The 13,692-nt window shown below is 40.2% G+C and carries 12 protein-coding genes; all 12 read left to right on the top strand.

Annotated elements, in window-relative coordinates; all coding sequences use genetic code 11:
* The first annotated feature begins 6 nt into the window (after nt 1–6).
* Nucleotides 7–909, top strand: coding sequence for a hypothetical protein (locus EO118_RS01385; protein ID WP_127068275.1), 903 nt, complete (start codon nt 7–9; stop codon nt 907–909).
* 119 nt (nt 910–1,028) lie between these two features.
* Complete coding sequence (locus tag EO118_RS01380) at nt 1,029–1,349, top strand: hypothetical protein (protein WP_127068274.1); 321 nt, start codon at nt 1,029–1,031, stop codon at nt 1,347–1,349.
* A 255-nt stretch (nt 1,350–1,604) separates the two neighbouring features.
* On the top strand, nt 1,605–3,011 hold the full coding sequence (locus tag EO118_RS01375) for a pyruvate carboxylase subunit B (protein WP_127068273.1): 1,407 nt from the start codon (nt 1,605–1,607) through the stop codon (nt 3,009–3,011).
* A 353-nt stretch (nt 3,012–3,364) separates the two neighbouring features.
* Nucleotides 3,365–3,664: a septum formation initiator family protein gene (locus EO118_RS01370; RefSeq protein ID WP_127068272.1), complete on the top strand. Its 300-nt coding sequence runs from the start codon at nt 3,365–3,367 to the stop codon at nt 3,662–3,664.
* Between the two features lie 98 nt (nt 3,665–3,762).
* Nucleotides 3,763–4,671, top strand: a complete 909-nt coding sequence (locus EO118_RS01365) for a phosphatase (protein WP_127068271.1) — start codon at nt 3,763–3,765, stop codon at nt 4,669–4,671.
* Nucleotides 4,658–5,956, top strand: a complete 1,299-nt coding sequence (tilS, locus tag EO118_RS01360; protein WP_127068270.1) for a tRNA lysidine(34) synthetase TilS — start codon at nt 4,658–4,660, stop codon at nt 5,954–5,956. The genes EO118_RS01365 and tilS overlap by 14 nt, the downstream gene beginning before the upstream one ends.
* A 22-nt stretch (nt 5,957–5,978) precedes the next feature.
* Nucleotides 5,979–6,515, top strand: coding sequence for a hypoxanthine phosphoribosyltransferase (hpt, locus tag EO118_RS01355; RefSeq protein ID WP_127068269.1), 537 nt, complete (start codon nt 5,979–5,981; stop codon nt 6,513–6,515).
* Nucleotides 6,516–6,590: 75 nt separating this feature from the next.
* Nucleotides 6,591–8,498 (top strand): ATP-dependent zinc metalloprotease FtsH, encoded by a 1,908-nt coding sequence (gene ftsH, locus EO118_RS01350; RefSeq protein ID WP_127068268.1) that lies wholly within the window; start codon nt 6,591–6,593, stop codon nt 8,496–8,498.
* Nucleotides 8,499–8,714: 216 nt separating this feature from the next.
* Complete coding sequence (locus tag EO118_RS01345; protein WP_127068267.1) at nt 8,715–9,698, top strand: biotin--[acetyl-CoA-carboxylase] ligase; 984 nt, start codon at nt 8,715–8,717, stop codon at nt 9,696–9,698.
* 1 nt (nt 9,699) lies between these two features.
* Nucleotides 9,700–10,467: a type III pantothenate kinase gene (locus EO118_RS01340; RefSeq protein WP_127068266.1), complete on the top strand. Its 768-nt coding sequence runs from the start codon at nt 9,700–9,702 to the stop codon at nt 10,465–10,467.
* Nucleotides 10,451–11,461: a tRNA dihydrouridine synthase DusB gene (gene dusB / locus EO118_RS01335; RefSeq protein WP_127068265.1), complete on the top strand. Its 1,011-nt coding sequence runs from the start codon at nt 10,451–10,453 to the stop codon at nt 11,459–11,461. Before EO118_RS01340 ends, dusB begins: the two co-directional genes overlap by 17 nt.
* Before the next feature lie 266 nt (nt 11,462–11,727).
* Nucleotides 11,728–13,560 (top strand): carbon starvation protein A, encoded by a 1,833-nt coding sequence (locus EO118_RS01330; RefSeq protein ID WP_127068264.1) that lies wholly within the window; start codon nt 11,728–11,730, stop codon nt 13,558–13,560.
* Nucleotides 13,561–13,692 lie beyond the last annotated feature (132 nt).

The raw sequence follows: 13,692 nt of genomic DNA, 5'->3' as shown, positions 1-13,692 counted from the left end.
GAGTCTATGAATACCTTTGGAAAAGTAACCACAGCCTTTTTGCTGGGCTTAGTATTACAAGGTGGGGTCTATTATTATTTAGACCAAGTATACTTAGCGCCTACCACGAACTTTCAGGTCACCAATGGGGAAGAAGTAGATAAAAACTTTCCTGATGTAAAAGAAGGGACTCGCTATTATTCCCATGACCATAAATACATGGCAGTGGTGGAACAGAATCGGGTAGATATTTACACCGCTGGCAAAGAAGCACCAGTGACGCTAGATTTAAAAGAACGAGAAGTATCTTATTTTGAATGGATGTCAGATCGCAACTTAGCCATCGTTGGTTTATTTGGTGGTAAACACAATGATGTGGTCTTAGCCCGCATTGATCCAGAAGCACCAGATCATGAAATTGATACTACCATTAATTCTGTACCGAATGGGGCACGGATTACGGATGTGGCATATTCTGCTGCAACGAATGTGGTGTATATGAAAGTCCGTGTAGGCGATGGGGCATACCGTGTGTATCGTACGGATGCAAACTATGATACCCGTCGTGTGTATATGCAAGCCTCCGATATTGGACGTATTGGTATGTTCTACAATGAAGATCGGTTCTTCTATGACAATGCACGTACTGGCGATGTATTCATGTTCAATGGGACGGAAGGTGGCTGGCGTGCCATCAATCCTCCAGGAAAATTCCGCTTAATTGGTGTGACTCAAGGACAATTGATTTACATTGTAAAAGTAGATGAAAAAAATCGTGCTTTAGAGGCTTATGAAGGAAAATTAGGTGTAGGATTTAATAAAATTTATACCTATGATAACCCAACAGAATTAACGGAAATCACGGTGGATTCTATTTTGAAAGATAAAGAATCTGCTAAAGATAGTACTTCTACCGAGAAAAAGAAGTAAAAAGATAGAAATATTTCATAACTTTCAGTAACAAAATTCACTATATTTCGTAAACAGCTATAACAATTAGTCATAATAGAAACGAAAATATGGAAGATTGGGAAAGGAGAAATTAAAAAATGGCAAAATTTAAAATCCAAAAGGGATTAAGTGATGCAGATATGATGAAAGGCTTTGTTGAAACGGAAACGTTTGAGACTGCAGTATTGAAAGATGATGCCAAAGCTGGTAACAAACCAGTAACAAAAATATCTCATCAAAAAACAGAAGATGATTTCTACCAAGAGTTTTTAACGGAGCGGATAAAAACAGAAATCGGCAAGTTATTGTTAGCAATAAAAATGGATTATTTTAAAGAAGATGTAAAAGATTTCTCCATTCAAGTCAAACGAAATGGAAACAATATCTTGTTAGAAACGGCACCAAAAAAAGTAAAATAAAGATAACAGGTTGACAATAAATATCGAAAAGTATCTAATAAAATCCCTCTATATTAGTATAAAAACATGGAACTACATCGATAAAATTCATATGACTAAAAAGCATGTGTTTAGGTTGACAAAGAAAGCGTTTAGTAGTCTAATATAGGTATGTACAATGTACATGAGATAACAGTAACTCATGTATTTAATAATTCCCCTTCTATCAGGTGGTAGAGTCTTGATAGGGAAGGGTCAATGTGAAGGAGAAGGATTATGAGTGCAAAAAGAGTAAGATTAGTAGAAACAGTTCTTCGTGATGGTCATCAATCTATCTTGGCTACACGTATGCGCATGAAACACATGCTTCCAGCATTACAACAATTGGACGAAATTGGTTATGATGCATTGGAATGTTGGGGTGGTGCTACATTCGATAGCTGTATCCGTTTCTTGGACGAAAACCCATGGGAACGTCTTCGTACATTAAAAGCAAACTTAAAAAACACACCATTGCAAATGTTACTTCGTGGCCAAAACTTATTGGGTTACAAACATTATGCTGATGATGTTGTAGAAGCATTCGTTCGTAAAGCAAAAGAAAACGGTATGGACCGCATCCGTATTTTCGACGCATTGAACGATCCTCGCAACATGCGTGCTGCTATCGAAGCAGGTAATAAAGCTGGCGTTCATGTACAAGGTACTATGGTTTATACAATTAGCCCTGTACACACTAATGAAAGCTTCGTAAAAGTTGCTAAAGAATTGAAAGAAATGGGTATCGATTCCCTTTGCATCAAAGATATGTCCGGCTTGTTAGCTCCATACGATGCAGAATCCTTAGTAAAAGACTTACGCAAAGAATTTGGCGAAAAATTCGATATCGACTTACACAGCCATTTCACTTGCGGTTTAGCATCTGCTACATATTTAAAAGCAGTAGAAGCTGGTGTTGATATCATTGACACTGCATTGAGCCCATTCGGTCATGCAACTAGCCAACCTGCTACTGAATCTATCGTTGAAATCTTCAAAAACACTCCATACGATACTGGTTTAGATCTTGCTAAAATGCGTGAATTAGCTACATACTTCCGTGGCGTTCGTAAAGAAATCGCTGATGAATTCGGCTTGACTCCAGCTCATGAAGTATTGCCAGAAGTTCGTCACTACCAAATCCCTGGCGGTATGTTGTCCAATACTCAAAACCAATTGAAAGAAATGGGTATGGCTGATAAATTCTTCGACGTAATGGATGAAATGCCTCGCGTTCGTGAAGATCTTGGCTTCCCTCCATTGGTAACTCCAACATCCCAAATCGTTGGTACAATGGCTATGATGAACGTGTTGTTCCAATCCCAAGGATTGCCTCGTTACAACACTACACCAGCTGAAGTAAAAGACCTAGTTCGTGGTAAATACGGTCAACTTCCAGCAGCTGTAAAACCAGAAATCAAAGAATTAATCATTGGTGATGAAACTCCTATCACTCATCGTCCAGCTGATGACGTAGCTCCAGAAATGGAAAAAATGCGTGCTGATCTTGAAGCTAAAGGCTTCACTGGTGTAACAGAAGAAGACGTATTAACATACGCTATGTTCCCAGAAGTAGCACTTCAATACTTCGAAAAACATGCAACACCTGTAACTCAAAAAGTATTGAACTACAAAGGTGAATAGTTAATCCTTACATTCACATATAAAAAGCGACCTCTTTATGGGGTCGCTTTTTATTGTAATTACATAGTGATTATGTTGGGAGTTATGGCTCTTTGACAAAAGATTGGAATTTGTTTAACAACTCATTTTCTCCTATAACACCATTTTGGCTTATAATCCAGAGATTACTCTTGTATGAGTAGCGGCAACATGTAGTAGGGAGACTTAATTATTGTGAATGAAGTTTACACGGAGCTGTGGAGATATGCTATAATACAACTATATATAAAACTATACATTATCCTATACAAAAGATATAGGCAAAATAGGTAACACAGGTAACATCGAATCAATAGAAATTGGGAGTGAAGACCATGGAAAACGGTAATAGAAGGCCGAGACGTCCTGTTAGGGCAAAAGCAAGTGGTACATGGAAAAAGATACGCTACGCTGTATTCGTCTTGTTTGCAATCGTATTAGTGCAGCAAGTGTATACGATTTATAGCTTGCATCAAGAAAAACAACAGTTGGAGCAACAATTACAGGAACTAAAACAAGAAAATGAAAGTTTATCGGAGCAAAAGAAATTGTTAGAAGACGATAAACATATCGAAGGTGTAGCACGGGAAGAATTGGGCCTAGTGAAACCTGGGGAAGTTCCCTATGTTCGATAAGGGAAAGTGATACAAAGGTATCACTTTTTTTGTGTATTCTATGGATAGGCTGTAAATATGGATGTAAATCACAAGGGATAGAAAGTTGAGTGATATAAATGAAACAATATACAGTGCAACAAGGTAGTCGGATAGGAATTGTAGATTTAGGGTCCAATTCATTTCGAGTATTATTAGGAACCTATGATGGCTCAGGGTGGCAAAATGAACCGAAGCAAATATGGACTACACAATTAGGTAAGCGTAGCAGTGATGGATTATTAACTAAGGAAGCCATAGAACGTGGACTACAAGCACTCAAAGAAATCTATGCGGTCTTAGATGCTTATGGCGCAACTATCCGTATTGGCCTTGCTACGAGTGCCATTCGGGAATCAGAGAATGGTCAGGACTTTTTAGAACAAGCCAAGGAAGCGTGTCCTATGGAATACCGTGTGCTAAGCGGTGATGAAGAAGCTACTTATGGATTTAAGGGAGCTACGGTTTATGAAAATCCAGACTTTCACTATGCTACGATTGATGTAGGGGGAGGAAGTACGGAAATTGCCTTGGGTAATGCACAACATGTATATTTTACGAAATCCTATCCTGCTGGAGCGGTGCGTATGCAAGAGATGTCTAGTGAGGGACCACAACGTATATGGGAAGAAACGGTACGTATGTGGGATGAATTACCTATTGAAGGCACCTTTGGTGAGTTTATTGGTATTGGTGGTACCGCTACATCGTTGGCAGCTATCGATTTGCAAATGGAAACGTATGATCCAAAACTAATACAGGGGTATCGCATGGATCGTGGCACTATTGAAGCTATGATATTACAACTTCGCTATATGAGTCGTGAGGAACGATTACAAGTGAAAGGCTTACAACCAGGTCGAGCAGATATCATTGTGCCAGGGGCTGAGATTATTACATCACTGATGGATACGTATCAAATTGGGTCGATTGTGATTAGTGAAGCCGATGGCTTAGAAGGGTGGCAATCACAATATGGTGGAAGATAAAGAAAGCTATTATTTTTGGGCAACCTTGGTGGATAGTTTATTAGATGCCTATGAAAGCCAAGGGGACTTTCACACCGTTATTGAAGTGGAAAAAGCAAATGAAACACGGAAACATGTGGAGATGGTAGTGCCCTTGCTGACGATGGAAGAACTGGCAGATCAAGTGGACCACAGTCGCACTGTGTTGAATACATTCTATGGGGAAGATTGTATCAATCAGTATCATACGTATCGGCACCGCATGTTTCACTGCACTAGGACGATGAATCGTAGTCAAGAAAAAACGTTGTATGGAGATATGTGGGCTACTCTGTTACGGTTGCGACAAGCGGTCACAGAAGCTATGGGTGACGTGATGACAAAGGATACACCTGTATTGCTCGCTTGTTCTGGTGGGGTAGATTCCATTGCTTTGTTACATTATCTGTATCTAGAAGGTTTCACCAATGTAGGTGTATTTACGATGGACCATGGTCTAAGACCAGAAGCATCGGAAGAAGTTACCTTGGTAGAATGGTATGCTCTACAATTTGGGATGCCGTGCTATACGGTGAAAGAAGATGTCATGGAAAAGGCCAAAGAAGCAGGGATATCTTTTGAAATGATGGGGCGTCAACTACGGTATGAACATTTGCGAGACATTGCAGAGGACAAAGGGTATGAATATATTGTGACAGCCCATCACTTAGACGATCAAGGGGAAACCATTTTAGCCCATGTATTGCGTGGATCTGGACTAGAGGGCTTGCAAGGTATGAAGACTATAACGGAAGATGTGTGGCGACCTTGTTTAACTGTGCCCAAGCAAGTATTACAAGACTATGCGAAGTGGCTACATTGTTTTTATGGAGAAGATGCAACAAATCTAGATACGACCTATGATAGAAATTGGATTCGCCAAGTGTTACTACCTACTTGTGCAGAGCGGTATCCGCAAACGGTACATGCTTTGTGCCGCTTAGGAGCGTTGGCACAATGTGATGCCGCCTATTTCGAGCAAGCAGTGACACGGTTAGAAATGGACTATGTCAGTCATGCTGGTGATAGCATAGTGTTGGATAAACGAGGTTTGATGGGTGAGCATGCTGCTTTAGTGAATCGGTTGTGGAAACGAATATTAAGTCCCTATGTACGACCAGAACAGTTGAGTCAAACGGTGATGGATAGCTTACTTTCACTGGTAAAAGGGCCAAAAGGAAAAGAATTTAGCTTTCGTCAGGTGCAAGTTTTGACGTCATATGATACAATTAAGATTGTTCTATGTACTGACATAGAAAAGAAATAGACCTAACTAATAAGGAGTTACTATGATACCAGAAGTGAAAGAATTATTACTTTCAGAAGAACAAATTCAAAAACGAGTGGCGGAATTAGGCCGTCAAATTACAGAAGATTATAAAGGTAAAGAAATTGTCCTTGTAGGCGTATTAAAAGGGGCTATTGTATTCTTTACAGATTTAGCACGTCATATTGAAGGCGATGTAAAAATGGATTTTATTTCTTGCTCTAGCTATGGTAGTAGCACGGTGAGCAGTGGCGTTGTGCGCATTCTAAAGGATTTAGACCGTCCTGTAGAAGGAAAACACGTCATTGTAGTAGAAGATATTGTAGATACAGGGACTACTTTGTCTTATCTACTAGAAAACTTACAATCTCGTAAGGCAGCAAGCGTTCGTCTTTGTTCCTTATTGAATAAACCAGATCGTCGCAAAGTAGATGTCCATGTAGACTATGAAGGATTTATTATCCCTGATGAGTTTGTGATTGGTTATGGTTTAGACTACGATGAAAAATATCGTCAATTGCCTTATATTGGCATTTTGAAAGAAGAAGTCTATCAATAATCGTTGATATATTCGACGAAATTTGATATGATAAATAAGTATCAATTTAGATTATAGATGAGAAAGGAGAAAAATTTGAAGCGAGGCTTAAAAAATGTACTCCTCTATTTGTTGATAATTGTGGCCGCAGTGGCAGCAATTAACTCTTTTTCTGAAGGTACTAAAAATAAATCAGAAATTACATATACATCGTTCCTGCAAGAGGTACAACGAAAAAATGTAGAGAGTGTCACAATTACAGGGGATCATTCGATTACAGGTAAATTAAAATCCGGCACAGAATTTGCAACCTATGCACCGAGTGATGCAGGTATTTTTGCAAAATTGTCCGAAGGTGGTGTAGATGTGACGGCGCAACCTCCTGAGCAACCAGCTTGGTGGGTTAGTTTATTAACATCTGCCTTACCAATTGTATTGATTATTGGATTCTGGTTCTTTATGATGCAATCTACGCAAGGTGGATCTGGTCGTGTTATGAACTTTGGTAAATCTCGTGCTAAAATGCAAGGGGAAGGTAAAGTAAATGTGACCTTTAAAGATGTGGCTGGCGCAGATGAGGCGAAACAAGAATTAGAAGAAGTCGTTGAATTTTTGCGTAATCCTGGCAAATTCAATGCGATTGGCGCTAAAATTCCGAAAGGGGTCTTATTATTTGGCCCTCCAGGTACAGGTAAAACTTTACTAGCTCGCGCCGTAGCAGGAGAAGCAGGGGTTCCATTCTTTACGATCAGTGGTTCTGACTTTGTAGAAATGTTCGTCGGCGTCGGTGCCTCTCGTGTGCGTGACTTATTTAGTCAAGCTAAGAAAAATGCACCATGCATTATCTTCATCGATGAAATTGATGCGGTAGGTCGTCAACGTGGCGCCGGTCTAGGTGGCGGTCATGATGAACGTGAACAAACCTTGAACCAATTATTGGTAGAAATGGATGGTTTCGGTGCTAACGAAGGCATTATTACCATTGCTGCTACGAACCGCCCAGATATCTTAGACCCAGCATTATTGCGCCCAGGTCGTTTTGACCGTCAAGTGACAGTAGGTCGTCCAGATCTTCGTGGTCGTGAAGCGATTTTACAAGTTCATGCTCGTAATAAACCGTTGGATCCAGATGTAGATTTAAAAACTATTGCGAAAAAAGTGCCTGGCTTTACTGGTGCTGATTTGAGTAATTTATTAAATGAAGCAGCCTTATTGGCAGCTCGTCAAGATCGTAAAACGATTTCCATGCATGACTTAGAAGAGGCTAGTGAAAAAGTAAGCTACGGCCCTGAGCGCAGAAGTCATGTGGTAAGTGAAAAAGAACGTGAATTGACAGCCTACCATGAATCTGGTCATGCTATTGTGGCTCATTTATGGCCAAATGCAGATCCAGTGCATAAGGTAACAATCATTCCTCGTGGTAGCGCAGGTGGTTACACTATGATGCTTCCACAAGAAGAGAAAAATTATATGACTCGTTCCCAATTGTTGGCGCAAATTCGCGTGGCTTTGGGTGGCCGTTGTGCAGAGGCTATAGTGCTGAAAGAAATCAGTAGTGGTGCCTCTGGGGACTTGCAAATGGTGACGAACATTGCTCGTGAAATGATTACTCGTTTAGGTATGAGCGATGAGTTAGGACCATTGGTATTTGGTGAACATCAAGAACAAGTCTTCTTAGGTAAAAGCTTAGGTTCTGAACGCAATTATGGCGAAGCAGTGGCTGAAAAAATTGATAACGAAATGCATCGTATCGTAGCAGAAGCATACGGAGATGTGATGAACTTGTTAACAGAAAATATTGATTTCTTACACAATATGGCGAAAGCTTTATTGGAAGAAGAAACAATTGATGCTAAACAAGTGGAAAACTTGTATCGCTATGGCACTTTATTAAGTCCAGAAGAGGCACAAGCAAAAGTAGAGGAGGAAGAAAATAGTAAGAAAACTCCTCTAGAAGCAGCTGGTATCGTGATGCCAGAAAAAATTGATACATCAAAAGAATAATCTGAGATGCTATAGCCAAGGTATCTTCCCATCGGGGAAGATACCTTTTGTGCGTGTTAGGAAGAATTTAATGCTGTGCGTATAGTGAATCTTATTTAGGTGTACCAAATTCGCATAGCTAGGAGCGGTGAAATACTTAGAAAAGACTTGCATTTTATGTAGGACCTCTGTACAATCGTATTGTAAACCTCGCTACAGGTAAGGAGGCGACAAGCCGTGAGAGATGAAATACTAGACTTTTTAAAAGAAAACAGAGATCAATTTGTATCAGGACAAGCTATGTCAGAGGCTTGCCATGTGTCGCGCACAGCGATTTGGAAGCATATAGAAGTGTTGCGCAAACGTGGCTATGTCATCGAATCCTTTACAAAGAAGGGATATCGATTACTAGAGGAGCCAAATTTGATTAGCCCTGAAGAGATGGAAGGGGTACTGCAAACAAAATCCTTTGGACGCTATTATGTGTACGAAGAACGATTAGAATCTACGAATAGCATTGCCAAGGCGTTAGCCATGGATGGAGTTCCAGAGGGAACTGTGGTGTGTGCAGAAGAACAATCTTCCGGTCGTGGTCGCTTATCTAGAGGTTGGTATTCACCATATGGAAAAGGGCTTTGGTTTAGCTTAATTCTAAGGCCTAAATTTTTGCCTATGGAAGCTTCAAAGTGTACATTGATGGCAGGTGTTGCCTTGGTAAAAGCATTCCGTGAGTTGGGTCTTTCAGAGGCGGGCATTAAATGGCCTAACGATATATTGGTAGGGTCTCGTAAAATGGTGGGCATTTTAACAGAAATGAATGGTACCATGGAAGAGATTAACTACATTGTGTTAGGGATTGGGATCAACACACATACGACTATTGAAGAAGTCAGTGAGGATTTGAAGGATAAGGTTATGTCCTTTGCCATAGCAGGTATAGAGGTAAATCGTAAAGAAGCCTTTGCTGTGATTTTAAAAGCTTTAGAAGAACAGTATGAAAAGGTATGTAATGAAGGTTTTGATTCTACTTTAGAAGAATGGAAACAGTATAGTGTAACTTTATATAAAGAGGTGTTGGTAAAAGCGCCAGACAAAGATTACATAGGGTACGCTAAAGATTTAGATAGAGATGGAAATCTGATCGTTCAATTAGAGGATGGACGTGAGGAACGTATCATAGCAGGGGATGTGTCTATACGCTCCACTGGAGGAGGATATTAAGATGTTATTAGTTGTAGACGTAGGGAATACGAATATCGTATTAGGCGTATATGAGGGAAAAGAAATTATGGCTCATTGGCGCATTTCTACTGATCGTGGAAGAACTACCGATGAATATGGTATGTTGTTGAGCAATTTATTTCTTCATGACCCAAAGGTGAATAAAGAGGATGTAGAAGCAGTTATTATTTCCTCTGTAGTACCTCCTTTGAACCCTACGTTAGAGCGCGTATGCTTGCGCTATTTTCATAAGAAGCCATTATTCGTAGGGCCTGGCATTAAAACTGGTATTTCTATTAAATATGAAAACCCACGTGAACTAGGAGCGGATTTAATTGTAGACGCAGTGGCTGCTTATGAAAAATATGGCGGCAACTTAATTATCATTGATTTTGGTACAGCTACGACATATTCTGCTGTATTAGATGGTGGTGTGTACTTGGGCGGAGCCATTTCTCCGGGGATTGGCATCTCTGCAGAAGCCTTATTTGGTCGCACAGCTAAGTTACCAAGAATTGAAATTAAAAATCCTGGTCCTGTCATTGGTCGCAACACAGTTGGTGCCATGCAGGCAGGTGTATTATTTGGGTATGTTGGACAGGTGGAAGGCATTGTGGCCCGTATGAAACGAGAAATGCCAGAGGACACAAAAGTAGTGGCTACTGGAGGTTTAGCGTCTCTCATTAGTGCAGAAACTGATGTGATTGATCACATTGATCCAATGATGACATTAGAAGGATTACGACTTATTTATGAAAGAAATCAATAATGAATCCTGGCACATAGGACATGTCACAATTCCTGGCCGTATTGGGTTAGCGCCCATGGCTGGATTTAGCGATGTGTCCTATCGCTTATTAGCAAAAGAAATGGGGGCCTCTTTCGTATGTACGGAAATGGTCAGTGCCATGGGGATTAAATATAATAATGAACATACAAAAGAATTACTCTATATGGAAGCAGTAGAACAGCCTGTGTCTATGCAAATTTTTGGGTCAGACCCAGAAGCCATTGCCATTGGTGCAAAAGTGGTAGAGGCAGCGGGGGCACCGATAGTAGATATTAATATGGGCTGCCCAGTGAAGAAAGTAGTATCCTCTGGAGATGGCTCGGCATTGATGAAGACTCCAGAGTTAGCCATGAAGGTGGCAGAATCAGCTGTGAAGGCGGTGCAAATTCCGGTGACGGTCAAATTGCGCCTAGGCTGGGATGACACATCTATCAATGTAGTAGATATGGCACAACGCATGGAATCCGTAGGGGTCGCTGCTGTAGCCGTGCATGGTCGTACCCGTGAACAGATGTATAGCGGTAAAGCCAATTGGGATTACATTAAAGAGGTAAAATCAGCGTTAACCATTCCTGTCATTGGCAATGGTGACGTCAATTCCCCTGAAAGTGCAAAAGCCTTGCTAGAATATACTGGTTGTGATGCAATGCTCATAGGTCGTGCAGCACAAGGAAATCCTTGGTTATTTCAACAGATTAAAGAATATCTAGAAACGGGACACTATCGTCCATATCCAACGGGTGTGGAACGCATTGCTATGCTCTTACGTCATTATGATTCGCTATGCCACTATAAAGGTGTGGATTTAGCTACACGAGAAATTCGGACTCATGCTAGTTTCTATATTAAAGGTTTACCAGAAGCGGCACGTTGGAGGAATGCTTTGAATGTAGCAATGGGACGAGAATCGTTTATTTCTGTAGTAGAAGAGTACAAACAATTCTTGGATGACTATACTAGAAGAACAATATAATAGGTTCTATCTATTATATGTGGCCATGAATTGTTGTAATATTGAGAATAAAGAACGTTCATATCCTTGAAAACCCTTGGAAATTCAAGGTTGTACAAGGTAAGTATGTCACTTGTTATGAGAAATAGTAAATTGACAATGATGAAAAGTGTACTATAATTAAATTAGAAATACCAATTTACTTTTTTGCATAGATCATAGGATGATGTCATGTGATATATAGGTATGTTTTTGCGTGACTCATCTAACATTTAGGGGGTGTATGTATGGTCATGAATGGTATTTATTTAGTTATTGCCTCAGCCTGTATCTTGATGTTAGGGTATCGCTTTTACGGGGCATTCATAGCGGCTAAAGTGTTGACACTTGATCAATATCGAATGACGCCAGCTATGGTACACAATGATGGACACGATTATGTGCCTACGAACAAATGGGTTACATTCGGTCATCACTTTGCAGCGATTGCAGGGGCAGGTCCTTTGGTAGGCCCAGTCATTGCAGCACAGTTCGGGTACTTACCAGGTACTCTGTGGATTTTAATCGGCTCCGTATTTGCCGGTGCAGTCCATGATATGGTAATTTTATTTGCGTCTATCCGTTACGATGGTAAATCGATTGCGGATATTACACGTGAAGAGATTAGCAAAATTGCTGGTTTAGGAGCTATGTTAGCCACATTGTTCTTACTTGTTATTACCTTAGCAGGTATGGCGGTCGTAGTAGCCAATGCACTTCATAATTCAGCTTGGGCATTTTTCTCAGTATTTGCAACGATTCCTATTGCTATTTTTATCGGTATTTATCTACAATGGTTGCGTCCTGGAAAAATTCAAGAAGCTACAATTATTGGGGTGGCACTTATCTTTGCGGCTATCATTTATGGACCTAATATTGCAGCTAGTGAATATGCATCTTGGTTCATTTATGATTTGAAAACTATCGAAATTATGTTAGCTGTGTATGGTTTCTTTGCAGCAGCGTTACCAGTTTGGTTGTTATTAGCGCCTCGTGATTATCTATCCACATACCTTAAAATCGGTACTATTGGCGCATTAGCATTGGGTATTATCATTGTAATGCCAGAAATTCAAATGCCAGCGGTAACAGATTATATTTGGGGTGGCGGTCCTGTATTAAAAGGGTCTGTATTCCCATATATCTTCATTACTATTGCGTGTGGTGCTTTGTCTGGTTTCCATACGGTTATCGCTACAGGTACTACACCTAAAATGTTAACGAATGAAAGAGAAGTATTACCGATTGGTTATGGTGGTATGTTAACAGAATCTTTCATTTCCATGATGGCTATGATTGCGGCTACCGCATTACATCCAGATGATTATTTTGCGATTAACTCTACAGCGGAATCTTTCAGAGCACTAGGTCTTCAAGTACATGAATTACCAGCCTTATCGGCGTTAGTAGGGGAAGACTTGATGCATCGTCCTGGTGGCGCCGTATCCTTAGCGGTAGGTATGGCACATATCTTCTCTCGTCTTCCTAATATGGACCACTTATTAGGATATTGGTATCACTTCTGTATTATGTTTGAAGCTTTATTCATCATGACATTGATTGATGCAGGTACTCGTGTAGGTCGTTATTTATTACAAGAATTGCTTGGCTTATACTGGCCTAAATTCAATGATCAACATTGGGCTCCTGGCGTATATGGTTGTGCTGCATTGATTTGTATCATGTGGGGCTACCTCGTATTACAAGGTAACATCGGAACAATTTGGCCATTATTCGGTGTATCTAACCAACTATTAGGCACCATGACATTGGCTGTAAGTACGACAATTATCATGCGTTTAGGTAAAAAACGATATGCATGGGTAACCGGAGTGCCGACCATACTCATGGCGATAGTGGCTGTTGCGGCGGACTATGAAAACGTATTCTATAACTATGTGCCAGCTGGTAAATGGATTTTAGTAGCCTTCTCTGTGGCAATGTTCATTATGATTCTTGTTGTATTAGTAGAGGCTATTCGTAGCTGGATTCGTTTATCCACGTTACCACAAGACTATAGAACGCAAAAAGAAGTAGAAGCGGAAAGTTATGCTAAACTAACAAAACAAGCAGAAGCGTAATCTAAGACATACGATTCCTATTATAATGAGATAGACATGGCTCCTTTGGGCTATGTCTATTTTCATGTTTTCCTTGCAACTCTAGGTGGAATGGTGTATAATAATAAAGCTTATTGATGGTAAGCATCTTCC

The sequence above is a fragment of the Veillonella sp. 3891 genome (genome assembly GCF_003992315.1).
Lineage (GTDB): Bacteria > Bacillota > Negativicutes > Veillonellales > Veillonellaceae > F0422.
This window is presented reverse-complemented; position numbering and strand designations above follow the sequence as displayed.

Excerpts from the sequence above, each read along its gene's own strand:
- dusB (WP_127068265.1), top strand. The coding sequence starts at position 10,451 with ATGAAAGAAATCAATAATGAATCCTGGCACATAGGACATGTCACAATT.
- EO118_RS01380 (WP_127068274.1), top strand. The coding sequence starts at position 1,029 with ATGGCAAAATTTAAAATCCAAAAGGGATTAAGTGATGCAGATATGATG.
- EO118_RS01365 (WP_127068271.1), top strand. The coding sequence starts at position 3,763 with ATGAAACAATATACAGTGCAACAAGGTAGTCGGATAGGAATTGTAGAT.
- hpt (WP_127068269.1), top strand. The coding sequence starts at position 5,979 with ATGATACCAGAAGTGAAAGAATTATTACTTTCAGAAGAACAAATTCAA.
- EO118_RS01370 (WP_127068272.1), top strand. The coding sequence starts at position 3,365 with ATGGAAAACGGTAATAGAAGGCCGAGACGTCCTGTTAGGGCAAAAGCA.
- tilS (WP_127068270.1), top strand. The coding sequence starts at position 4,658 with ATGGTGGAAGATAAAGAAAGCTATTATTTTTGGGCAACCTTGGTGGAT.
- EO118_RS01330 (WP_127068264.1), top strand. The coding sequence starts at position 11,728 with ATGGTCATGAATGGTATTTATTTAGTTATTGCCTCAGCCTGTATCTTG.
- EO118_RS01340 (WP_127068266.1), top strand. The coding sequence starts at position 9,700 with ATGTTATTAGTTGTAGACGTAGGGAATACGAATATCGTATTAGGCGTA.
- EO118_RS01385 (WP_127068275.1), top strand. The coding sequence starts at position 7 with ATGAATACCTTTGGAAAAGTAACCACAGCCTTTTTGCTGGGCTTAGTA.
- EO118_RS01375 (WP_127068273.1), top strand. The coding sequence starts at position 1,605 with ATGAGTGCAAAAAGAGTAAGATTAGTAGAAACAGTTCTTCGTGATGGT.